This window comes from Pseudomonas sp. LBUM1668 (assembly GCF_059695715.1).
The window spans coordinates 1,780,177-1,802,515 of record NZ_CP166787.1 but is presented as its reverse complement, the minus strand read 5'-3'; the positions used below and the strand labels follow the sequence as shown (position 1 = coordinate 1,802,515).

Annotated in this window: 19 protein-coding genes and 4 tRNA genes; 6 read left to right on the top strand and 17 right to left on the bottom strand. The window is 57.9% G+C overall.

Annotation, left to right across the window (positions count from 1 at the left end; genetic code table 11):
- Positions 1–34 precede the first annotated feature (34 nt).
- The 8 genes from ACA061_RS08110 to bamJ form a co-directional block, all read right to left on the bottom strand.
- Positions 35–562, bottom strand: a complete 528-nt coding sequence (locus tag ACA061_RS08110; protein ID WP_497301107.1) for a hypothetical protein — start codon at positions 560–562, stop codon at positions 35–37.
- Positions 555–926, bottom strand: coding sequence for a hypothetical protein (locus tag ACA061_RS08105; RefSeq protein WP_497301106.1), 372 nt, complete (start codon positions 924–926; stop codon positions 555–557). The genes ACA061_RS08110 and ACA061_RS08105 overlap by 8 nt, the downstream gene beginning before the upstream one ends.
- Entirely contained in the window at positions 923–5,707 is a 4,785-nt protein-coding gene (locus ACA061_RS08100; protein WP_497301104.1) for an RHS repeat-associated core domain-containing protein, read from the bottom strand. Before ACA061_RS08100 ends, ACA061_RS08105 begins: the two co-directional genes overlap by 4 nt.
- A 233-nt stretch (positions 5,708–5,940) precedes the next feature.
- The gene (locus ACA061_RS08095) at positions 5,941–6,348 is read right to left on the bottom strand and encodes an SEL1-like repeat protein (protein ID WP_497301102.1); all 408 of its coding nucleotides are present in this window, start codon (positions 6,346–6,348) and stop codon (positions 5,941–5,943) included.
- Positions 6,349–6,720: a hypothetical protein gene (locus tag ACA061_RS08090; RefSeq protein ID WP_003223109.1), complete on the bottom strand. Its 372-nt coding sequence runs from the start codon at positions 6,718–6,720 to the stop codon at positions 6,349–6,351.
- Positions 6,717–7,058 (bottom strand): helix-turn-helix domain-containing protein, encoded by a 342-nt coding sequence (locus ACA061_RS08085; RefSeq protein ID WP_042558400.1) that lies wholly within the window; start codon positions 7,056–7,058, stop codon positions 6,717–6,719. Before ACA061_RS08085 ends, ACA061_RS08090 begins: the two co-directional genes overlap by 4 nt.
- 112 nt (positions 7,059–7,170) lie before the next feature.
- Positions 7,171–7,626: a YkvA family protein gene (locus ACA061_RS08080; protein WP_150618477.1), complete on the bottom strand. Its 456-nt coding sequence runs from the start codon at positions 7,624–7,626 to the stop codon at positions 7,171–7,173.
- A 294-nt stretch (positions 7,627–7,920) separates the two neighbouring features.
- A complete protein-coding gene (gene bamJ / locus ACA061_RS08075) occupies positions 7,921–8,637 on the bottom strand; it encodes a BamJ family beta-barrel-assembly machinery protein (protein ID WP_042558398.1) in 717 nt (238 codons plus the stop codon).
- A gap of 270 nt (positions 8,638–8,907) precedes the next feature.
- Between bamJ and ACA061_RS08070 the strand changes: the two genes are divergently transcribed.
- Complete coding sequence (locus tag ACA061_RS08070) at positions 8,908–10,716, top strand: di-heme-cytochrome C peroxidase (protein WP_497301099.1); 1,809 nt, start codon at positions 8,908–8,910, stop codon at positions 10,714–10,716.
- Positions 10,713–11,903 carry a catalase family protein gene (locus ACA061_RS08065; RefSeq protein ID WP_497301097.1) on the top strand — a complete coding sequence of 397 codons (1,191 nt, stop codon included), beginning with the start codon at positions 10,713–10,715 and terminating at the stop codon, positions 11,901–11,903. The genes ACA061_RS08070 and ACA061_RS08065 overlap by 4 nt, the downstream gene beginning before the upstream one ends.
- On the opposite strand, the gene ACA061_RS08060 is transcribed toward ACA061_RS08065, so the two are convergent.
- From ACA061_RS08060 to ACA061_RS08040, 5 genes are all read right to left on the bottom strand, one after another.
- Positions 11,842–13,203: a hypothetical protein gene (locus ACA061_RS08060; protein WP_497301095.1), complete on the bottom strand. Its 1,362-nt coding sequence runs from the start codon at positions 13,201–13,203 to the stop codon at positions 11,842–11,844. The genes ACA061_RS08065 and ACA061_RS08060 overlap by 62 nt on opposite strands.
- Positions 13,204–13,410: 207 nt before the next feature.
- Positions 13,411–13,487: transfer RNA gene (locus ACA061_RS08055), tRNA-Asp, on the bottom strand.
- Between the two features lie 19 nt (positions 13,488–13,506).
- Positions 13,507–13,582 (bottom strand) — tRNA-Val (locus tag ACA061_RS08050).
- A 191-nt stretch (positions 13,583–13,773) separates the two neighbouring features.
- Positions 13,774–13,850, bottom strand: a tRNA-Asp gene (locus tag ACA061_RS08045).
- A gap of 19 nt (positions 13,851–13,869) precedes the next feature.
- Positions 13,870–13,945, bottom strand: a tRNA-Val gene (locus ACA061_RS08040).
- Positions 13,946–14,104: 159 nt separating this feature from the next.
- On the opposite strand from ACA061_RS08040, the gene rdgC reads away from it, so the two are divergent.
- The 3 genes from rdgC to sugE all read left to right on the top strand — a co-directional run bounded on the left by rdgC (position 14,105) and on the right by sugE (position 16,578).
- Positions 14,105–15,025, top strand: a complete 921-nt coding sequence (rdgC, locus tag ACA061_RS08035; RefSeq protein ID WP_042558339.1) for a recombination-associated protein RdgC — start codon at positions 14,105–14,107, stop codon at positions 15,023–15,025.
- A gap of 154 nt (positions 15,026–15,179) precedes the next feature.
- Complete coding sequence (locus tag ACA061_RS08030; RefSeq protein WP_210700812.1) at positions 15,180–16,145, top strand: bile acid:sodium symporter family protein; 966 nt, start codon at positions 15,180–15,182, stop codon at positions 16,143–16,145.
- Positions 16,146–16,263: 118 nt separating this feature from the next.
- Positions 16,264–16,578 (top strand): quaternary ammonium compound efflux SMR transporter SugE, encoded by a 315-nt coding sequence (gene sugE / locus ACA061_RS08025; RefSeq protein ID WP_095191834.1) that lies wholly within the window; start codon positions 16,264–16,266, stop codon positions 16,576–16,578.
- A 122-nt stretch (positions 16,579–16,700) separates the two neighbouring features.
- Here the strand turns inward: sugE and ACA061_RS08020 are convergent, their stop codons facing one another.
- The 4 genes from ACA061_RS08020 to ACA061_RS08005 form a co-directional block, all read right to left on the bottom strand.
- Positions 16,701–18,575 carry an MFS transporter gene (locus tag ACA061_RS08020; protein WP_497301093.1) on the bottom strand — a complete coding sequence of 625 codons (1,875 nt, stop codon included), beginning with the start codon at positions 18,573–18,575 and terminating at the stop codon, positions 16,701–16,703.
- Between the two features lie 99 nt (positions 18,576–18,674).
- The gene (locus ACA061_RS08015; protein ID WP_210553658.1) at positions 18,675–19,826 is read right to left on the bottom strand and encodes a TDT family transporter; all 1,152 of its coding nucleotides are present in this window, start codon (positions 19,824–19,826) and stop codon (positions 18,675–18,677) included.
- A gap of 118 nt (positions 19,827–19,944) precedes the next feature.
- Positions 19,945–20,256 carry a cupin domain-containing protein gene (locus ACA061_RS08010; RefSeq protein ID WP_210553659.1) on the bottom strand — a complete coding sequence of 104 codons (312 nt, stop codon included), beginning with the start codon at positions 20,254–20,256 and terminating at the stop codon, positions 19,945–19,947.
- Positions 20,257–20,308: 52 nt separating this feature from the next.
- Positions 20,309–21,508, bottom strand: a complete 1,200-nt coding sequence (locus tag ACA061_RS08005; protein WP_150618469.1) for an MFS transporter — start codon at positions 21,506–21,508, stop codon at positions 20,309–20,311.
- Between the two features lie 91 nt (positions 21,509–21,599).
- Here ACA061_RS08005 and ACA061_RS08000 point away from each other — a divergent pair, with 91 nt between their 5' ends.
- Positions 21,600–22,142 (top strand): TetR/AcrR family transcriptional regulator, encoded by a 543-nt coding sequence (locus ACA061_RS08000; RefSeq protein WP_042558333.1) that lies wholly within the window; start codon positions 21,600–21,602, stop codon positions 22,140–22,142.
- The last annotated feature ends 197 nt before the right edge of the window (positions 22,143–22,339 follow it).

Here is a 22,339-nt window from a genome sequence, read left to right as displayed (position 1 = left end):
TCGCGAAAACTTTGTGCATATAGCCTCAATATCGCTACTGACGCACTTTTTCAAAACTTCCTCGAGGATCATGAAACTGTCTCAAATCAAATCGCGCTGTACAATCAAGATAAAAGCCATTCACAAGACTCACCTTGTCATGTCGAAAATCCATTATCTGCTTATAAAATGACCTTATGGCAGGATCGCCAGAACTATTCATAGAATTAATCACCCTACACTTTTCGTGCACTCGCCCTGCCTGTTCCATCACGCCGTCAAAATACGCCTCACGACTTTCAATACCCAGAAATCTTGAAAATTGAAACGGCAAACCTCCACCCGACCTAAAAATATTACAAAGACTAAGAACCAACAGGTTTGCAAAATTTAGCCGCTCTCTGCAATTTGGATTTGAGATCAATTCAAGCAAGCCTGCATCTCCGCACTCGCCCAAAATATTTAGATCCACTGCATCGGGATCTTCACTATACAGATCACCAAACAGCTCAGCATTTGATTCTCCGCGAGTCCACCGCTTAAAGTCGTCGAATGACCATCTACCTTGAATGACCTCAATCATTGGCACTACCATCCTCTAAACTTCCCAGCTGATATTTCTCTAAGCATTCAAGCAAAACCGTCATAAATTTGCGCTGATCCTCTACATCGTCATCGAAGTAGGTTGTAATTTTCGTAAATACCGCATCGAAACTATCACCGACTTCCACATAGTGCTTTAACGTGTCGATACACCACTCGCGCTCTCCAAATGTATAAGAGAGAAACTCAGGCCTCATGAGAATATCAAATAGCTCAGCGAGCTCATCTTCATCATTAACATTCTTTGAAACAATGATCTTTTCCCGAGCATCGTCGTGAGTATTCTCTATATCAAATAGAAAAAGCAGACCGCGCAAAACAAAATATTCAGGCTTACGTTTCATTCCAGAAACTCCGTATAAGAGGTTATCGGCATACCTGCTCTATCAAGGATCACTACCGCGTGTGTTTGCCGCCCGTAAACCAATCCGCCCCTTTTGTAACCTTCACCAACAATCTTGCCCATATTCATCGGTTCCTTCGACGCCAGTTGCCCATTTCGCCTGAAAATAAGCTGAGCACGATGTATGGCGTTCAATTGGTCTCGATTGCTAAAAAAATGAGTGGCCGCACTGGGTATTTTTGGCTGCCCCGCTCGTCTCCCGTTGGTGTAAACCTCAATATCTCCAGTTGTTGGGTTTCTTCCCGTGATTGAACGCTCCCGCTGAGAAGCCAGCGTGGTCTGCTTGCCATGTTTCTCCATGAAGTGTGCGCCTTGCGTAGCTTTCTCCATTTCATCCAAACGCCGATAAGCATTCTCCTCTGCCAACTCATCAATCCTCGCCCTACGCTGCTCCGCCGTCATCTTCGGCAGCGCTGGTTCACCCTCATCAACCTTAGCCCCACCAATCCCTCCCGGCATCTCACAACCCGGTTTCTTCGGCGGCGGACAATTCGACGTCAACCCCAACGGATCCACCCACCCCGTCGGATTCGGCACGTACTGGTACTGATTAATCCCACCCGCCAATTTGATCGGGTCCGGCGTCAGATACCGTCCAAGTCGTGGGTCGTAGTACCGGTGCCGGTTGTAGTGCAGGCCGCTTTCCGCGTCGAAATACTGCCCCTGAAAGCGCAGCGGTTGATCCAGGTATTCCTCGCCGGCGAGGGTGATCGCAGCGACTTTGCCGTAGGCGTCGTATTGCGCCGACCAGACGATTTCGCCGCTGTAGTCGGTGAGTTCTTGCGGGGTGCCGAGGTGGTCGAGTTGGTAGTAGAACGGGCAGGCCTTTTTCGGGCCTTTGCCGTCGAGCAGCGCCAGCGGGCGGAAGGTGCCGGGTTCGTAGACGTAGCTGCGGTGCTGGGTGTTGCTGCTTTCGGCGACGAGGTGGTCGCCTTGCCAGAAGAACTCGGTTTTTTCGCCGTCGACGGTTTTGCGGATGCGCCGGCCGAAGGCGTCGTACTGGTAGGTCGCGGTTTTGCCGTCGGGACGGGTCAGGCCGATGAGGCGGTGCTGGCAGTCGTAGCGGTATTCGGTGACGAGTTTCTGCGCGGTGCCGCGGCGTTCGCGGATCAGGTTGCCGAAGGCGTCGTAGTCGTAGTGGCGATCGCCCTGCATCAGCAGGCGGTTGCCCTTGATCTGCGTGGGGCCGGGGCGGTCCTGCATGAGCAGGTTGCCGGCCGGGTCGTGGGCGAAGAATTCCGGCAGTTCGTCGCGTGAGTGGCGTACGCGGATCAGGCGATTGAGGGCGTCGTAGCCGTAGGTACGCTGGCCGTGACGGGTGTCGGCAATGTGCTCCAGATTGCCGTTGGCGCTGTAGGCATAATCGCGACGGTACAGCGAATCGTGCTGATGGCCTACGGCGTGGGCGAGCAGGCGGCCCTGATCGTCGTAGGCATATTCGCTGAGCAGCAAGCCTTGCTGACGTTGTTGTTCGCAGCCCGACTGATAGACGTGTTGCGTCAGCGGCGCGCCGTTGAGGTGGATGGCGGTCAGTGCGCCGCCCTTGGCGTACTGATAATCGAGCTTGCTGTTGTCCGGCAGGCGCATGCGCTTGAGCTGGCCGCAGGCGTCGTAGGCGTAACGCAGCGTGCCCCAGCCTTGGTGCTCGGTGATCAGCCGGTCTTGCAGGTCGTATTCGAAGGCCAACGGATGTTTCTGACCGTCGTCGACGCCAGTCAGCCGACCGAGGCGGTCGTACTGATAGATGACCTTGACCCCGTCAGGCAAGGTCTTGACCAGCAGGCGCCCGGCCGCATCGCGCTCATAGCCCGTGACCAACACCGAGCCGTCATCGCCGAATTCGGTCTTTTCCAGCAGATGACCGTTGAGGTCATAGGCATAGCCTGTACGCCGCCCGTCGAAGCCGGTTTCCTGTCGGATCAGTCCGGTCGGCGTGTAGTCCAGCCGATACTTTTCGCCGGACTCGTTTTCGATTTCGGTGATCAGCAACTGCGCATGGTCGTAGCGGTACTGCACCCGCGTGCCGTCGGGGTTGATCCGGCGCGAGACCAGGTGCAGGTCGTCGTCATACTCGAAACGGGTGATGCGCCCGAGTTCGTCGCGCTCGGCAGTAACCTGGTTGTAGGCGCCATAGCTGTAGGCGCGGGTGGCGCCTGTCGGAGAAGTCGTCTGGATCAGTCGGCCAACGGCATCCCAGTGCTGACGCGTGATCGCGCCATGTTCGTCCTGAGTCGTGCTCCGCCGCCCTAGCGCATCGTAGGAAAAACGTCGCACACCACCATCAGGCAGGGTTTCTTCAACCAACTGGCCGAGGGGGTTCCAGACAAACACGTGTCGACTGGTGTCCGGGTAACGGATCGACAGCAACTGCCCGCGAGCGTCGTAGTGGTAATGGCTGACCTGACCATCAGGATCGACCGCCTCAGTGACATCGCCCTGAGCATTGCGCCGGTAGGTCCATACCGCGTCGCCACGTGAGCGGCTGTGCAGGAAACCGTTGCGGTATTCGTAGGACGTTGGTTCATCGTCTGGCGGAAGCAGCGCGATCAGCCGTCCGACATCGTCGTAGCGGTATTCGGTGACGGCGCCTAAGGGATCCTGCTCGGCGACCAAACGGCCCGCAGCGTCGTAGGCCTTGAGGTGTTCACCGCCGTCGGCCTCGACCTTGCGCACCAGTCGTGCGCGGTCATCGTGGACGTAGGTTTCTTCGGTGCCATCGACGTGATGCACGACGACGCTGCCGTCGTCATGCCAGACATAACGCGTGTCCATTTGCGAGAACGACGCCCAGTGCCTGACGCAACGTGCCGATTTTCCTGACCGTTCCCACTCCCAGAAGAAGCTCGCGCCGCCCGTGAGTTGGCGCTGGAGGATGACGTGCTGATCGTCGTAGTCGTAACGCTCGCTGTCGCCGACCGCGTTACGCGCCTCGACCAGATGCTGATAGGCGTCGTAGCGGTAACTGACGAGGGTGTGTTCGGTGTGCCAAGGCTCGGCAAGGTTCAGCGCCGAGTCAAAGCGCTGGTAATCAACCGCGATCAGATGCGCCCGGTCATACCGCAACAACAGCGCCCGACCCGCGCCGTTGTCCAGACGCTGAACCCGATCCTGCCGATCGCGAACAACGCGCAGACGATTGCCATACGCATCACTGATCGCCGTCAGCCGCCCGGCGCGAAAGTGATAAAATCGCGCCGCGTCCCCCGCCAGCGCGAGGATCAATTCCTCCGGTTCATCCCCGAGAAAGATCGCCGCTCGCGACAAACTGTTATGAATCGCCGGCCGCTCAACACTCGGCAACGGAAACCGCGTACGCCGGTTCTCATGGTCAACCCAGACAACACCATCGCCATCGAACTCCAGCCGATGCGCCAGCGAATGGCTCCAGCCAAACCCCAGCCCGAGGTCGATTTCGGCGGCACTGGTGCGATACAGCCTTGTGAACTCGAATGGCAACAAACCGTCGAGCACGCCATCGGTCAGAGTCAGCAGTTCCTCACCGGTAACCATCGAAACCGGGCAGCCGTCTCTGCAGGTGAGTGGCACGCAATCGGCGCTGTCGCCATTGGGGTTTTTTGCCTGATCCGGGGAATCGTCGTGGTGTTCGTTTTGCTTCAACGAGGCGTTGCGCTTGGCATTCCAGCGCAATTGCATCCGGCCTTTTTTCACGCTGGCGGCGATCCCGCGCGCGGCAACGGTCTTGTATTGATCAACGTACTTGATGAAGCCGCTGACGATGCCGAACATCGCCTTCACCAACCGCACCAGCGCCGACAGCAGTTGAACCGCGTGACCTGCCAGCCGTAGCGTCAGATAAGCGATTCCGCCGCCGCCACTCGCGAACGTCAGTGCGACGGCGATCAGCACATCGATCAGCACCTGCACCATCACCATCGACACCGCTTCTGCGGTTTTGCCGGCGACTTCACTGGGTGGGAGCATCTCCAGCCAAAGGCTGGCGGTACGTAACAGCAAACACAGCGCGGCCTCGTCACTGACCAGCAACTGAAGCTGCTCCATGACCTCAGGAGCCGTTTTAGCCAGATTGATCAGGTCAGTCGCGCCACTGCCCAACTGCTCCGCAAACTTGCCCGGATCCTTGAGAATGTCCGACAGCATTCCAATGCTGTCCCACACCCCTTCGATCGCCGCCCAACTACCGGCCAACATGCCGTTGCCTGCCGCCGTCGCCACCGACTGCGACCACTGCGGCTTGAACCCCTGCCATTCGTTGCGCAACCAGCCATCCAGTTCACCGCTCAAGCCGTCGTAGGACTTGAATAGCTCCTCGACCTGATCCTCACTGACTTCACTGTGCACATGCACGCGATAGAACTTGCCCGGTGTGCCTTCGAATACACCTTTGCCTTTGGCATCGAGGGTGACGGGCGTCGATTCGCCGCCATCCATCGCCACCACATCGACCACGATATTGCCCAACGGGATGTCGTAGACCGATTCGAACTTGCTCTCGATCAGCATCAATCCGCCCTTCGGGCACTGGACGACATTGGAGAAGAATTCGTTGTCGCTGCTGCTGACGGCGGTACTGTTTTCACCGAAGCGGATCAACCGCTCCATGCCTACCAGCGACGGCAGATCCGCGGCGTGGCTGACGGTGTCGGCTGTGCGGCTGGCCCAATGCTTGAGCTGTTCGCGGTAAAGACTGAGGGTGTCTGGAAAGCTGTCGAGCGCTTGCTCGATGCGGGTGATGGCTTCCATCAACGCACGCGGCTGTGCGAGATGAACTGAATGACCGGGTCGAACATGAGCGTTCCCTCGCGCAAAAATTAGGCGCGGGAACTGTGCGGGGGATCAGTCAGAAAAGAAGTCAGGCAAGTAGGCGATGACTGTAGGACTTATCTGCAAAACAGCAAAAACCTAAACGGACAACAAAACGCAAACGGGGCGTGAGGTTTCCCTCACGCCCCGTTTATCGGACGACACAACTGGATTTACTGCGTTGAATCTCCAGCACCCAGCTCTTTCAATTTAAGCTCGGCCAACGGGTGCCCGGCCTTGGCGGCCATACCCCACCAGCGCGCGGCTTCGTCAGGGTCTGGCGCTTTGCTCGCTGTACCCGCGAGACTGATCATGCCGACTTGATAGGCCGCTTTGCCATCGCCGGCCAGAGCCGCCAACCGCAACAGGCGCACGCCTTCTTCACGCGCTCCCAGCCCCACACCGCGAAAGGTCAGGATGTGGCCATAGAAGCTTTGCGCGCCGACATCGCCGAGGTTGGCCATGCGCGCAAACTGACCTTCAAGCCAGCGCCACCCGCGAGGCTGGCGCACAAACCATGACCAGTGAAACAGCCTGCGAGCCAGCCAATAACTGGCCCGCGCCTTGAGTCGTAAAAACACTCAGGCCTCCGCTGATTCCGGGTATTCATATTCGAAAACCCTGACCACTTCCGATGCATGCCAGGACGCTGCGGCAACGCCATCGGACGGCCCGGAAAACCGCCCCAGACGTTCGACACATTCAAAAAACCCGGTGCGTGGCAAACGACTCGCGCCCTGGCTGATAACCAGCGAACTGCGCAACGGCTGCTCGGCCTTGGCATCCAGCGCGGCCAGATGCTCAAGCGCGGCGGTCAAGGTTTGCATCGCCGGTGTCGGCAATTGCAGCCGTTCAAGTAACGCGCGGTAGGTCAATAGATGACGCTGGCGGCGCGCCTGATCCAGCTCCCCAAGTAATCCATCCCAATGTTGACGACTGATGCGTACGCTCACGATTCATCCCTCCACCCTGGCACCGTCAGCTCCCAAGCGAGGCTACGACGAATCGCGGCGTCTGGCAGACGCTCGCCACTTTCGATCATGGCCAGATATGACGGGCTGATGCCTACCGTGCGGGCCAGCGCCTCGATGGCGATGCCCTTCCCTTCGCGCAAACTGCGGAGTTGATCCAGACCTGGAAGAATCGGGTCCGGTGTTGCCGCGAGCGGCTCTGGAGCCTGCTGCGACGGTGCTTCTTTGATGCCTGCTGCTTTCAATAGAGCCTGATACTGAGCCCAAGGCAGAACCGCGTATTCGGGCTCGCCATCGCGTGCAATTATCTGAATATCCATGTCTACCCCGTAGGACAACAACACTTAGCGAGTCGGCGCTTTTCCCTAGAAGTGTAATCCTAACAGCGGCCAAGGTCGCGAGGGGTATCTATCTGTGCGCAGGCTGGTTGAATCAGGGCTTTTTCGGACCCTGGAGCTGAAGTTGTTCGGGGGTATCGGGCAAGCGTTCGGCGACCGCGAGTTTTTCCGGATGCTGACGATTGCGCCAGAGCCGGAAGGCATTGAGTTCATCGTCGAGGACTTTCATCAACCAGGCGAGGACAGCGATGTCATCGAGCATGCCGAATACCGGGATGAAATCCGGAATCGCGTCGACCGGACTGAGGAAGTACATCAGGCCCGCGACTACTGACACCAGGGCTTTGCCACTGATCGCCCGATAATCACCGCGCCAGTAAGCCAGACACAATGCCTGCAGCAAACGCAGATCATCCTTGAGCTTGCCGAGCCGATTACCTTGCGCGGCGCCTTTGCTGGCCACGGCGAACAGCAAGGTCGGCAGACGACCGCGAGCCAGCAGACGGCCAGCCAGAGGCAGGAATCGAGCGAAATTCCACGGAGCTTTCATCTATTCCTCCCGTTGAAATGTTATCCACACAAATTGTGGATAACCTTGTGAACAGAGCTGCATTTGCGCGCTGAGAGCCCCGTTTTATAAGGGCTGCGCTCAGATCGGGCGTTTTTTACTCACATAAAAAACCCCAATATTTCATTGACTTGGCGGCTCAGGGCGTCTAGTGCGGGCAGCCTTAAAGGCTATGACTCTTCTGACCGGCATCGGTTCGCTCTGTTTACCCTTGTCAAGGTCCAGATGCAACAACGCCCCGCATAAGCGAGGCGTTGTTGTCGAAGCCGTTACCGGTTACTTGGCAGCGGCGTCTTCTTTGGCTGGATCCTTGATGGCCAGCAGTTCCAGGTCGAAGACCAGAACCGAGTTGGCCGGGATTGCCGGGCTTGGCGATTGCGCGCCGTAAGCCAGATCGCTAGGGATGTACAGTTTGTACTTCTCGCCAACGTGCATCAGTTGCAGACCTTCAACCCAACCCGGAATCACGCCGCTCACCGGCAGATCGATCGGGCTGCCGCGCTCGACGGAGCTGTCGAATACGGTGCCATTGGTCAGCTTGCCAGTGTAGTGAACGGTCACTACGTCGGTAGGCTTGGGCTGTGCGCCGTCGGCTTTCTTGACCACTTCGTATTGCAGACCGGAAGCGGTGGTAGTCACACCCGCCTTCTTGCCGTTTTCTTCGAGGAATTTCTTGCCGGCGGATGCCGACTCTTCGCTCATCTTGGCCATGCGCTCTTCGGCACGCTTTTGCAGCGCGGCGAAAGCTTCGACCAGCTCTTCATCTTTCAGCTTCTGTTCTTTCTTGCCGACGGCATCTTCGATGCCCTGGGCTACCGCTTTGGAGTCCAGATCATCCATGCCTTCCTGAGCAAGGCTCTTGCCCATGTTCAGGCCGATACCGTAGGAAGCTTTTTGCGCCGGGGTTTTCAGCTCTACGCTGGTCTGCGAATCACAACCCGCAAGTACCAGGCTAACCAGGGCTACCGCCGCCGCCAACCGATGCTGTTTCATGCTATTTCCTTGTTCATGCGCCGAAAGGGCAATCGAGTAAAGCCGCGAGCTTATCAGGCCGCCACGACCAATGGCTACCGGCATGAGAGCAGGAAACTTCCGATAAGTTCAGGGATTAAAACGCATTGGGGCGCAGACACGATGAAGCTTCTGTCATCTGCCGCCGACAACGACCGACTCTCCTTGCTCCAACATCTGGCGTAATGGCCACTTGCCGCATAAGGTCAGGCTCAGGCATAACAGCGCAACAATTTGACAAGGATGTTTAACTTGCGCCTCTTACTCCGTGTGCTGACCCTGATCGCGCTCCTGCTGGGACTCGTCCTGGCGGTGGTTTTGTACTACGTCGCCAACCCGAAATTGCCGGTTTATATCCCCGCCCAACAGGTGCATTACCTGAATCAGTGGACTGAACAGGAGCGGCAGACCTATTACTTCACGCCCCAAGGCACACAGGTCAAAGGGCTGCGCTATGAATGGTTCCAGGCATTGGAGCTGCCATTCTCGCAGCAGCGTTTCGCCTCCCCGGAATACCTCGCGCGCTTTGGTTTTTTGATTGATCCGCAGCAGAAAGCCACGTCAAACAACCCCGGCAACCTTCCGGTCGGTTTCGCACGACACCAGAACCCTGGCAACTCCGAACAATATCTGGACATAACTTGCGCGGCTTGCCACACCGGTGAACTGCGATTCAACGGTCAGGCTGTGCGCATCGACGGCGGTACGGCACAGCATGTCTTGCCTTCCAGCGTTCCTACATTACGCGGTGGCAGTTTCGGACAGGCATTGGTCGCCAGTCTGACCTCGACTTACTACAACCCGTGGAAATTCGAACGCTTCGCCCGAAGTGTTCTGGACGATGACTACGACGCTCGCCACGAACAGCTGCGCAAGGATTTCAAAGCCTCGCTGGACACCTTCGTGAAAGTTGCCTGGAACGACACTCACCGCGGCCTCTACCCAACCGAGGAAGGCCCGGGCCGTACCGATGCATTCGGGCGAATTGCCAACGCGACATTCGGCGACGCCATTTCCCCCGCCAACTATCGAGTGGCCAACGCGCCAGTGGACTACCCGCAACTGTGGGACATGTGGACGTTCGACTGGGTGCAGTGGAACGGTTCGGCGCAACAACCGATGGCGCGCAATATTGGCGAGGCTTTGGGCGTCGGCGCGACTCTGAATTTCTTCGATGCCAACGGCCAGCCGCTGCAAGGCGATGATCGCTACGCCTCCAGCGTGCGCGTGCGCGACCTGCATAAAATCGAAGAAACCCTGCAACGCCTGCAACCACCCACCTGGCCCGAAGACTTGTTCGGTACCGTCGACAAGCCGCTGGCCGGCAAGGGCCGTACGCTGTTTGCCGAAAACTGCGCCAGTTGCCACGTCCCGCGCAAGACTCAGGAAGGCGACCGCTGGGTGCAGCATTTGCACATGTTGCCCGTCGCGGTGATCGGCACCGATCCGAACGCGGCCAACAACGTAGCCAGTCACCGTTTCGACCTGACAGCCCTGCAATGGAATCTGCAGGAGCTGGAAAAAATGGACGTGAAACTGCATCCCTCGCCCAAAGAGCCGCTGGATCTGAGCCAGTTGTCGGTAGCCAAAGGCCTGGCGTACGTCACCGCATTCGTCGAAAACCGTGCCTATCGCGAGGCAAACGTCAGCCCTGAAGAGAAACCCCGCCTCGACGGTTTCGGTCTGCCCATCGGCGTGCGCGAAAAGCTCGCCTACAAGGCGCGTCCATTGGCCGGCGTCTGGGCCACTGCACCGTTTCTGCATAACGGCTCAGTGCCAAACCTTTATCAGTTGCTGTCGCCGCAGGATGAGCGGGCTACCACCTTCTATAAAGGCACCTTCGAATACGACCCGCGGCACCTGGGCTATCGCACCGAAGCCTTCACCAACGGTTTCCTTTTCGATACGCGCATCAGCGGCAATCGCAACAGCGGTCATGAGTTCCGCGCCGGCGAACGTGGCAATGGCGTCATCGGCCGACTGCTGCAACCTGAGGAGCGCTGGGCATTGCTGGAATATCTGAAAGTTCTCGGCGGCCCATTGGAGGCGCAATTGCCATGATTTCGACCTTTGAAAAAGAACTGCCGGTACTGGCCCGAATCTGGTTATGGCTAGGCCGTTTGCTGGGCAAAACCCTGCTGATCCTGCTCGCCATCGGCGTGCTCGGCTGGGCCGTCGCCACGGCATGGTTCGCCTGGCAGCATCGTGGCCCGGTGTCGGCACTGGAGCAGGTCCCGGCCAGTGAAGCAGGCATGACTCAGGACGTGATCCAGACGGCCGTGCGCATTGTCGATCAACACCGCGAAGGCACACGCTATCTGCGCGATGCTCACGCCAAGGCACATGGTTGCGTAAAAGCTGAAGTGAAGGTTTTGCCTGAACTGACTCAGTCATTGCGCCAAGGCGTGTTCAGCGAGCCGGGTAAAACCTGGCAGGCGATGATTCGCTTGTCCAACGGCAACGCCTATCCGCAGTTCGACAGCATGCGCGATGCCCGAGGCATGGCGATCAAACTGTTCGACGTTCCCGGCAAACAGTTGCTCGACAACCGCCAGCAGCAACATGAACAAGACTTCGTGATGTTCAGCCACCCGAACTTCTTTGTCAGCGATGTCGCCGAGTACCGTCAGAATGTGGCCGCGCAGGCTGACGGCAAAAAGGTCATGGCGTTTTTCCCCGGGTGGGATCCCCGCACCTGGCATATCCGCCATTTGTTTATTGCGCTGGCAACATTGTCGCCGCCGCCGGATAGCCCGACGGCGACCACATACTTCTCGGTTTCGCCCTACAAATTCGGTGAGGCGAATGCAAAGTTTCGTGTAGCACCCGATCCGGATAACTGCCCCGCTTACAAGTTGCCTGAACAGAATCACGACCTGCCGAACTTTCTGCGCAGCGCGTTGAATCAACAGCTGTCGACAGATCGCGTACCCGCCTGCTTCGTGCTGCAGATTCAGCGTCAGGATACCCATGATTACATGCCGATCGAGGACACCAGCATCGAATGGCGCGAACAGGATTCGCCCTTCGAAACGGTCGCGCGGATCACCCTGCCACCGCAGGATTTCGATAACCCGGCGCTGAATCTGGCCTGCGATAACCTGTCGTTCAATCCGTGGTTCGGAATTGAAGCGCATCGGCCTATCGGCGGGATCAATCGGTTGCGCAAAGCGGTGTACGAAGCAGTCAGCGACTACCGTCATCAGCGCAATGTCGAAGGATCTTTCCTGCCGAGTGACGGCATTTAGCCTCCCTGGGGGCCGATGGGAAGACTTGGCCGACAGTCGGCCAGGTCTTGCTTGGCAAGAGAACATCCAACTCTCCTGCGTATACGACTTTGTCGACAAACATCCGCGGGGTCGTCACCCCCTCGATCAGATCCTCCTCAAAGTCCTCCGACATTTCGGCGATCAGTCGCCTGATGAGCACGTTGGGAAAGGAAAAGCTCAGAACCGCACCGTCGGGGGTGATCAGATACAGTTGTTGATGGGGTGCTGCGTTCAGTCGTTGCAGCCCGACTTTCAGGTCGGCGGGCGAGAAAAAGTTTTTGTAGAGATCAACATCCTGCGGGGGTAAACGGTCCAGGGGCAATGGATTGCTCGAGTGATAAAAGCCATCTACCTGGAAGCCATCAGGAAGCAGTGGATTGCCATGGACATCCTTGGGGAAGATCACCGCACGATCGAAACTGGCGTAATCGGTGAATTCGCCAGCGGTTACAAGATACTCGTCACGGTTCTTGTGTTTGAGAACGATGCCGACGGCTTGTCCGGAAGACGAGCAAGACTTTTGCTGCATTCGCAGGTAATTCGCGACGCCCGTGACATCCTTGAGGATAGGCCCGCAAACAGGCATGAGTTCGACGAGTGGCTTATCAGCTTCCTGCTCCGGATCGATTTCATCGTCCCAGTTCCAGTCTGGCGTCAGTTCCCCCCGGTGAACCCACTTATCACCTTTTACGACCGTGGCGACTTCACCCGCGGCTATTGCCAACAGGATCCAGATACTGGCCGGTAGCCAACCTTTCTCATACTTTGCCCGAAACAGCTGAGGTAGTCCGTTAGCGCCGTTGCTGATGATGGGAGTGAGCTCTTCTTCGTATGCCGATGAGGTGGATGTGTATGAGAGGAGACCGCCATCTGACGACACGTAACACTTGGAACACCGGCGCTCGGAGTGTGTAACAAGCCACACATCGTAAATCCTGAAGAATTCGTTGCGAGTACTTTCTTCCTCAAGAGTATTAAACGTGTTGGGCGAGAGGGGTACATTCCGATGAAAACTTGCCTCGATCGAATGACCGGGCGGACTTTTGAAAATGGTAGATGGAGGCCATGTTTCTGTTAAGGGTTTAGCAAACTCTTTACAAACGTATTGTCCCTGCTCATTTTTCAGAATGTACCAGCGCACCTCGGTATTGGATTCGAACTCCAATCGATGCAAATACGCGGCAGCGTCGTCCGACGTCCGGAACGCCGGATTTTGCGCAAGGAGGTTTTTTTTGTTCAACGGACATTTGGGGGTTTCTACAGCAGTGCTTTCAGGCATAGGGTCAGTCTCTCGGTAGGCTATTGAACGGAGTCATGACGCGAAATGAGTCATGAACATCGTTGCCCATTGTCCGAAAGCGGCTTGGCTGGCAGGCACTACATAGATATACGCAGCGAAAAATACTCAAACGCCAGACAGCAAAAAGCCCGCACTAGGCGGGCTTTCTGTGGTGATCTGGCGTTCAGTGTTCCAGATTACCGAATATGGCGCAGCGGACGGGACTCGAACCCGCGACCCCCGGCGTGACAGGCCGGTATTCTAACCGACTGAACTACCGCTGCGCGAAACGCTTGAAACGAATGGTGGGTGATGACGGGATCGAACCGCCGACATTCTGCTTGTAAGGCAGACGCTCTCCCAGCTGAGCTAATCACCCTTCGCTTCGTTACGGGACGCATTATGCCACAAGCTTTCGTAACGTGTTGATTTAATTGAATATTTTTTCAAATAAATCCGAAAACCGGTGAAACGACACATCCCGCGGGTACAACCTTGGAGCAGAAAAAAACCCGCCTTGGCGGGTTTTTCCGTGGTGACCTGGCGTTCAGCGTTCCAGGTTACCGAATATGGCGCAGCGGACGGGACTCGAACCCGCGACCCCCGGCGTGACAGGCCGGTATTCTAACCGACTGAACTACCGCTGCGCGTAACACATGAAACGAATGGTGGGTGATGACGGGATCGAACCGCCGACATTCTGCTTGTAAGGCAGACGCTCTCCCAGCTGAGCTAATCACCCTTCGCTTCGGTGTGGCGCGCATTCTACGGAGCGACCCCACCTCTGGCAAGCACTTTTTTAAATAATTTTCCGAGGCCTTCCAAAGGCTTAGAGAAGGGTTGGCCTATGCCACGGCGAAGACAATAATGCCCCCCTTTGTATAAAGGAGAGACTCACCCCATGTGGTTCAAAAACCTGCTTATCTATCGCCTGACCCAAGACCTGCCTGTCGATGCCGAGGCGCTGGAAACTGCACTGGCCACCAAACTGGCGCGTCCATGTGCAAGCCAGGAGTTGACCACCTACGGTTTCGTCGCGCCGTTCGGCAAAGGCGAAGATGCTCCACTGGTGCACGTCAGCGGTGATTTCCTGCTGATCTCTGCGCGTAAAGAAGAACGCATTCTGCCGGGCAGCGTCGTACGCGATGCGGTCAAGGAAAAGGTCGAAGAGATCGAAGCCGAGCAGATGCGCAAGGTCTATAAGAAGGAACGCGATCAGATCAAGGATGAAATCATCCAGGCCTTCCTGCCGCGCGCCTTTATCCGTCGCTCGTCGACCTTCGCTGCCATTGCACCGAAACAGGGTCTGATCCTGGTCAACTCGGCCAGCCCGAAACGCGCCGAAGACCTGCTGTCGACCCTGCGAGAAGTGATCGGCACCCTGCCCGTTCGCCCGTTGACCGTAAAAATGTCGCCAACCGCGACCATGACCGAATGGGTCACCACGCAGAAAGCCGCCGACGACTTCTATGTGCTGGACGAATGCGAACTGCGCGACACCCACGAAGACGGCGGTATCGTGCGTTGCAAGCGTCAGGACCTGACCAGCGAAGAAATCCAGCTGCACCTGAGCACCGGCAAAGTCGTTACTCAACTGTCGCTGGCCTGGCAGGACAAGTTGTCGTTCATGCTCGACGACAAGATGACCGTCAAACGCCTGAAGTTCGAAGATCTGTTGCAGGATCAGGCGGAACAGGACGGCGGCGAAGAGGCCCTCGGCCAGCTGGATGCGAGCTTCACACTGATGATGCTGACATTCGGCGACTTCCTGCCGGCGCTGGTTGAAGCGTTGGGTGGCGAAGAGACTCCGCAGGGGATCTGACCTGCCTTTTGTGTGAAAGCTTAAAAGATCGCAGCCTTCGGCAGCTCCTACAACTGGAATGCATTTTTCCTGTAGGAGCTGCCGGAGGCTGCGATCTTTTTGCTGGCGACGTATGCTTAGCTTCCTAACGCTTTCACATAACAAGGAACAAGCCATGCGCGCACTGGCTGCACTCAGCCGCTTTGTCGGCAACACCTTCGCTTACTGGGTTCTGATTTTCGCCGTTGTGGCCTTCCTGCAACCGGCGTGGTTCCTCGGCCTGAAAAGCGCGATCGTGCCGCTGCTCGGGCTGGTGATGTTCGGCATGGGCCTGACTCTCAAACTTGATGACTTCGCCGCCGTCGCCCGCCAACCCTGGCGTGTGGCGCTGGGCGTGGTCGCACATTTCGTGATCATGCCGGGCATGGCGTGGTTGCTCTGCCAGATTTTTCATCTGCCACCGGAGATCGCCGTCGGCGTGATTCTGGTCGGTTGCTGTCCGAGCGGCACGTCGTCCAATGTGATGACCTGGCTGGCCCGCGGTGATCTGGCGTTGTCGGTGGCCATCGCCGCCGTCACCACCCTCCTCGCTCCGCTGCTGACCCCGGCGCTGATCTGGCTGCTGGCCTCGGCGTGGTTGCCGGTGTCGTTCATGGAGCTGTTCTGGTCGATCCTGCAAGTGGTGCTGTTGCCGATTGTTCTTGGCGTGGTTGCGCAACGTTTGCTGGGCGACAAGGTTCGTCATGCGGTGGATGTTTTGCCGCTGGTGTCGGTGGTGAGCATCGTGATCATCGTCACCGCCGTAGTGGCGGCCAGTCAGGCGAAGATCGCCGAATCCGGTGTGTTGATCATGGCGGTGGTGATGCTGCATAACAGCTTCGGTTACTTGCTGGGCTATTTCACCGGGCGTTTGTTCAACTTGCCGCTGGCGCAGCGCAAATCGCTGGCACTGGAAGTGGGTATGCAGAATTCGGGATTGGGCGCCGCGCTGGCCAGTGCACACTTTTCGCCACTGGCGGCGGTACCGAGCGCGTTGTTCAGCGTTTGGCACAATATTTCCGGGGCGCTGCTGTCGACGTATTTCCGGCGAATGAGCGAGAAGGACGATCGCGAAACGTTGGCCCGACAGGCGGCTGACTGACGTCAGAACTTGATCCCCGGGTTAATGCTCGTCAATATGTTGCGCAACGCGGGGACGACCCTGCGGCTCGATCGAGTTTTAATCTGGGGACGACCCCGTCAATCGATGGAGGTCTTTCATGTCCTGGATCATTCTGTTTTTCGCCGGCCTGTTCGAAGTCGGCTGGGCCGTCGGCCTCAAGTACACCGATGGCTTCAGCCGTCCACTCCCCACGGCACTGACCATTGCAGCCATGGCCATCAGCCTTGGCTTGCTGGGCCTTGCCATGAAGGAATTGCCGCTGGGCACGGCCTATGCGATCTGGACGGGCGTCGGTGCCGTGGGCACGGTGATTGCCGGGATCATTCTGTTTGGTGAGTCGATGGCGCTGATTCGGCTGGCCAGTGTGGCGTTGATCATCACGGGTTTGATCGGGCTCAAGGTCAGCGCTTAGGCCGCTGGCCCCATCGCTGGCAAGCCAGCTCCCACAGTTTCGTTGGTGTACACAAAACCGGTGTTCACCGAAGCTCCCTGTGGGAGCTGGCTTGCCAGCGATGAGGCCAGCACAATCACCGATTATCTAACGGTGCCACGCAACTCCCCCACCAACCCCTGCAACTTCACCGGCTCAGCCGCTTCCACCGCAACAGCAGAACCCGCCACCAGCGTCACCCGCGACCACAACCGCCGAAACACGCCTTTGTTCGGATCGCGACTGAAGAAACTCCCCCACAACCCCTGCAACGCCAGCGGAATCACCGGCACCGGTGTCTCTTCCAGAATCCGCGTCAGCCCGCCCTTGAACTCATTGATCTCGCCATCGGTCGTCAACTTGCCCTCAGGGAAGATGCACACCAGCTCACCGTCCTTCAGATATTGAGCGATACGACTGAAGGCCTTTTCGTAGATCTGGATGTCTTCGTTGCGGCCGGCAATCGGAATCGTCCCGGCCGTGCGAAAGATAAAGTTCAACACCGGCAAGTTGTAGATTTTGTAGTACATGACGAAGCGAATCGGCCTACGCACTGCGCCGCCGATCAGCAACGCATCGACGAACGAAACGTGATTGCACACCAGTAACGCCGCGCCTTCATCCGGAATCGCGTCCAGGTTGCGATGTTCGACGCGGTACATTGAGTGGCTGAGCAGCCAGATCATGAAACGCATGCTGAACTCGGGGACGATCTTGAAGATGTAGGCATTGACGCCGATGTTGAGCAGCGACACCACGAGGAACAGTTGCGGGATCGACAGCTCGACCACACTCAGCAGCATGATCGACACGATGGCCGAAATAACCATAAACAGTGCGTTGAGAATGTTGTTCGCTGCGATCACCCGCGCCCGCTCGTTCTCGGCAGTGCGCGACTGGATCAACGCATACAACGGCACGATATAGAAACCACCGAAAACGCCGAGGCCGAGAATGTCGAACAGCACAGCCCAGGTGTGGCCGAAACTCAGCACTTCAATCCAGCTATGGCCAGTGACACTGTCGGGAATTCCGCCGGAATGCCACCACAGCAGCAGGCCGAACACGGTCAGACCGAACGAACCAAACGGCACCAGACCGATCTCGACTTTGCGCCCGGAAAGCTTCTCGCAGAGCATCGAACCCAGCGCGATCCCGACCGAGAACACGGTAAGGATCAAGGTGACCACGGTTTCGTCGCCGTGCATCCACTCCTTGGCGTAGGCCGGGATCTGCGTCAGATAAATCGCCCCGACAAACCAGAACCACGAGTTGCCGACTATCGAGCGCGACACCGCCGGCGTCTGGCCCAAGCCAAGTTTCAAAGTAGCCCAAGACTGACTGAAGATGTTCCAGTCCAGGCGCATATCCGGGGATGAAGCCGCCGCGCGGGGAATGCTGCGGCTGGCCAGATAACCCAGCACTGCAATGCCGACGATGGCGATCGACACCAGCGGCGCGTAGTGGGTCGACGACATGATTACCCCGGCGCCGATGGTGCCGGCCAGAATCGCCAGGAACGTGCCCATCTCCACCAGACCATTACCGCCGACCAGTTCTTCTTCACGCAAGGCCTGCGGCAGGATCGAATATTTCACCGGCCCGAACAGCGCCGAGTGAGTGCCCATAGCGAACAATGCCACCAGCATCAGCGACAGATGATCGAAGAGGAAACCGACGGATCCCACAGCCATGATGGCGATTTCCGCCAGTTTGATCAGACGGATCAACGCGTCCTTGGCGAATTTCTCGCCGAACTGCCCGGCCAGCGCCGAAAACAGGAAGAACGGCAGAATAAACAGCAACGCACACAGGTTGACCCAGATCGAACGGTCACCTTCGATGGTCAGCCGATAGAGAATGGCGAGGATCAGCGACTGCTTGAACACGTTGTCGTTGAACGCGCCGAGCGACTGCGTGATGAAGAACGGCAGGAAGCGCCGGGTGCGCAGCAGGTTGAACTGTGAGGGGTGACTCATCTTCCGTGTTTCCCTGATGTTTAAGGTAGAGAGGCCTGGATACTGCTTATTGGAATCCCGATCCGCGATCCAGGCCACACCTTACCTAAACTTTTCAGGTTATTTCTTCAAACCTGCAATGCACGGCGAGACAAACAGCTCGCCGCGCCACGCGCCCTGCACGGTGCGCTTGCCGACAATCAGCCACATCACCGCCAACAACGCCACCAGCATGCAGCCGACCACGCTGAAAAAGCCGAGGTTCAGCGTACTGGCGAGTTTAAGGGTCGCCAGCGAATACACGCCCAACGGGAAGGTGAAACCCCACCAGCCGAGGTTGAACGGAATGCCGTCACGCAGATAGCGAACGGTGATCAGCAACGCCATCAGCATCCACCACAGCCCGAAACCCCACAGCGTGATTCCGGCCACCAGACCAAGGCCAGAAGCGATTTCGCCAACGCCCGGCATTCCATTGGCAGCGAAAATCGCCGGTGCTTCAGCGCCCATCAACAACATGCCCAGGGCACCGGTGCCGATTGGCCCGAGTGCCAGCCAGCTCGATGCGGCCATGTTTTCGTGGGGCAGTTTGTGCAGGGCCATGCGCAGCAACAGGATGGTCAGAATGCTGAACGCCACCGGTAGGGAAAATGCCCAGAGCACGTAGCTTGTGGTCAACACCACCAGTTGCGAGTGGGCATCGGTCAGGTGCGGTGCAAGCAGACCACCACTGGCCGCCGCGACTTCTGCTGCGACCACCGGCAACAGCCAAACGGCTGTCATCTGGTCGATGCTGTGCTCCTGACGGGTAAACATCATGTAGGGGATCAACACGCCGCAGGCCAGCGACATCGCCACATCGAGCCACCACAGCACTTCGGCAAGCTGGATCACACCCTCGCCCCAACGCGGTAGCCCGAACAGCAGAAAGCCGTTGATGATCGTCGCCAGGCCCATGGGAATGGTGCCGAAGAACATCGACACGGTTGAATGCCCGAAAATCCGCCGCGCCTCGTCGAAGAACAGAATCCAGCGGGCGGCGTAGGCAACGGTAAACAAGCTGAACAACAGAATGTTGAACAGCCACAGCCCTTCAGCCACAGCGTGTAAACCGGGGATCGCGACCGGCAAATTCGCCAAGGCCAGTGCCAGCACTCCGGTACCCATGGTTGCGGCAAACCAGTTCGGCGTGAATTGGCGGATCACTTCACGCGGGTGCTGAAGTTGGCTGAGCGGCTTTAAGCCGGGTTTGGTGCTATTGGTGCAAATCATCATGGATTCCTCTTCCTCTGGTGAGGTTGAGTCCATGGTAGATCCGAATCGAATATCTATATAACGGGTAATATCTCTAACTGTTATCTGCTTTATCGATAATGAGCCAGATAAACAGTCAAACGCTACCTTCGCTCTCGATCACCAAAATCCGCGCCACACCCTGCGGATGGGCAACGTGTTCGGTGCCGACCGAGGCGTAAAAGATGTCACCGACTTCGAGCATGACTTGCTCTTCCTCACCATTTTCGCGATAGCGCATCTGCACCCGCCCATCGAGCACCACGAACACTTCCTCGCCATCGTTGACGTGCCATTTATACGGCTGATCAGTCCAGTGCAGGCGCGTGGTGATGCCGTTCATGTTGGCGATGTCCAAGGCACCCCAGGCGCGCTCGGCGGTGAAGGTTTTGCTGCGAATAATCTTCATGAGTCGATCCGTTGGCAGAATGGCTGCGCAAGGCTAACCGAAAGCGCGGTGGTTATGGAGCGCCGCACACCTTGGCCGGTCGAACGCGCAGGCTTAGCAACAGCGCCGCCACTGCCAGCACGATCAGCACCGCGCCATACACATCGGTCGTCGCGAGCAGCCCCAGGCGATGGGTGAAATGCCCTGCCAATAGCGCCGGCAAGCAAAACGCCAGATAACTCAGCACATAAAACGCCGACATCAACCCGGCCCGTTCATGGGGCAAGGCCAGCGGTACGAGGCTGCGCACCGCGCCGAGAAATCCGGCACCGAAACCACAACCGGCCACCAGTGTGCCGAGGAAGAACAGCGACAGGCTGGCGCTGTGCACGCCGAGCAGAATCAGCACCAGCCCGATCGGCAGCAAGCTTGCGCCCAGTTGCAAAGCGCGCGTGGCAGGACGATTGCGCAGGGTGAAGATCATCAGTGCCCCGGTCACGGTCAATGCCGCGACGGTTGCGCCGCCGATCAGGTTGGAAGTGGACCCAGTGGCGGTGCGCACCAGCGACGGTGCAAGCGATGCGTAAAAACCTCCGAGCGCCCAGGTCGCGGTATTCAGCGGCAGGACTCGCCATAGCGTTGCGCGGGCCTGAACCGGCACATGCAGTGTCGGTCGCAACGACGCCCATGCGCCCGCTTGCGGGGTGACGCTTTCGGGCAGCCGCCATACATACAGTGCCTGCCCCACGAACAGCGCGAGCAGTAACCAATAGGTCAGTTGCAACGGCGCCGGCGCGAATTCGGCCAACAAGCCACAACCCATGCCGCCCAGCGCCATGCCCAGCAATGGCGCGACGCTGTTGATCAACGGCCCTTGCTGACGGTCGATGTCGAGCAATGTGGCGCTGAGGACCGCTGTCGCCATGCCGGTGGCGAAGCCTTGCAGCACGCGCGCGCTGATCAACCACGTCACGCTGTCGGCGCTGATGAACAGCAACATCGCCAGTGCATTGAGCAACACGGCGGTGAAGATCACCGGTTTGCGTCCCAGATGATCGGAGAGCGAACCGACGGTTAACAGCGCCGCCAACAGACTCAGGGCGTAGACGCCGAAAATCAGGGTCAGCACCGCTGCCGAGAAGTGCAGTTGATCCTGATACAGGTGGTACAGCGGCGTCGGCGCGGTGGAAGCGGCGAGAAAACTGAGTAAGGTGACCGCCAGAAACCACAGGCTGGGACGGTTGGACGCTAATCGAGACTGGGGGCTAATCATGTGCACACTCCGCAAAAGCTAATTTTTTGCTTTTGCGGAGTGTGCTACCGCCCAACGCTTAAAGCAAATTCTTTGTGTTAAGGTCTGACGCATGGCTATTAAAGAAGGTTTACGCCCCGGCGGTCGCAGTGCCCGGGTGCAAGAGTCGATACATTCGGCAGTCCGCGCACTGCTGCAAGAGCAGGAGCGCTCGACCGTGACCGTTCCGCAGATTGCGGCGCGGGCGGGCGTTACGCCGTCGACGATCTATCGGCGCTGGGGCGATCTGGCGGCATTGCTGGCCGACGTCGCCCTCGCCCGCATGCGCCCCGACAGCGAGCCCGCAGAAACCGGCAGCCTGCGCAGCGACATCCGCGCATGGGCCGAGCAATACCTCGACGAGATGAGCTCCGAGCCTGGGCGCAACATGATGCGCGACGTGCAGGCGAGCGCCACGCCGGGGTATTGCGTGGCGATCATCGGGGCACAGTTGCAGACCATTATCGAGCGTCATCCCGATGAGGCGGCGCCCAGTGTCGATCGGTTGATCAATCAGGTGGTGGCGCCGGTCGTGTTCAGGATTCTGTTTTCAGCGGCGGCGCTGGAGGTGGATGAATTGCATCGGTTGATTGATATCGCGTTGCAGCAGGACTGACACCGACATCCCTGTGGGAGCTGCGGCACGCTGCGATCTTTTGATCCTGATCCTTAAAAACAGGATCAAAAGATCGCAGCCTCGTTTCACTCGACAGCTCCTACAGGATTTCCGATTCAGGCACTGAATCTTGCGGTGCCTGCTCGCGATGAGACCTTAACGGTCACCGCAGAACCGCCCGGTTCCATTCCTGCGAC

Excerpts from the sequence above, each read along its gene's own strand:
- ACA061_RS08065 (WP_497301097.1), top strand. The coding sequence starts at position 10,713 with ATGATTTCGACCTTTGAAAAAGAACTGCCGGTACTGGCCCGAATCTGG.
- ACA061_RS08030 (WP_210700812.1), top strand. The coding sequence starts at position 15,180 with ATGCGCGCACTGGCTGCACTCAGCCGCTTTGTCGGCAACACCTTCGCT.
- ACA061_RS08000 (WP_042558333.1), top strand. The coding sequence starts at position 21,600 with ATGGCTATTAAAGAAGGTTTACGCCCCGGCGGTCGCAGTGCCCGGGTG.
- ACA061_RS08020 (WP_497301093.1), bottom strand. The coding sequence starts at position 18,575 with ATGAGTCACCCCTCACAGTTCAACCTGCTGCGCACCCGGCGCTTCCTG.
- ACA061_RS08060 (WP_497301095.1), bottom strand. The coding sequence starts at position 13,203 with ATGCCTGAAAGCACTGCTGTAGAAACCCCCAAATGTCCGTTGAACAAA.
- ACA061_RS08080 (WP_150618477.1), bottom strand. The coding sequence starts at position 7,626 with ATGAAAGCTCCGTGGAATTTCGCTCGATTCCTGCCTCTGGCTGGCCGT.
- sugE (WP_095191834.1), top strand. The coding sequence starts at position 16,264 with ATGTCCTGGATCATTCTGTTTTTCGCCGGCCTGTTCGAAGTCGGCTGG.
- ACA061_RS08110 (WP_497301107.1), bottom strand. The coding sequence starts at position 562 with ATGATTGAGGTCATTCAAGGTAGATGGTCATTCGACGACTTTAAGCGG.
- ACA061_RS08005 (WP_150618469.1), bottom strand. The coding sequence starts at position 21,508 with ATGATTAGCCCCCAGTCTCGATTAGCGTCCAACCGTCCCAGCCTGTGG.
- ACA061_RS08085 (WP_042558400.1), bottom strand. The coding sequence starts at position 7,058 with ATGGATATTCAGATAATTGCACGCGATGGCGAGCCCGAATACGCGGTT.
- rdgC (WP_042558339.1), top strand. The coding sequence starts at position 14,105 with ATGTGGTTCAAAAACCTGCTTATCTATCGCCTGACCCAAGACCTGCCT.
- bamJ (WP_042558398.1), bottom strand. The coding sequence starts at position 8,637 with ATGAAACAGCATCGGTTGGCGGCGGCGGTAGCCCTGGTTAGCCTGGTA.
- ACA061_RS08015 (WP_210553658.1), bottom strand. The coding sequence starts at position 19,826 with ATGATTTGCACCAATAGCACCAAACCCGGCTTAAAGCCGCTCAGCCAA.
- ACA061_RS08105 (WP_497301106.1), bottom strand. The coding sequence starts at position 926 with ATGAAACGTAAGCCTGAATATTTTGTTTTGCGCGGTCTGCTTTTTCTA.
- ACA061_RS08010 (WP_210553659.1), bottom strand. The coding sequence starts at position 20,256 with ATGAAGATTATTCGCAGCAAAACCTTCACCGCCGAGCGCGCCTGGGGT.
- ACA061_RS08100 (WP_497301104.1), bottom strand. The coding sequence starts at position 5,707 with ATGGAAGCCATCACCCGCATCGAGCAAGCGCTCGACAGCTTTCCAGAC.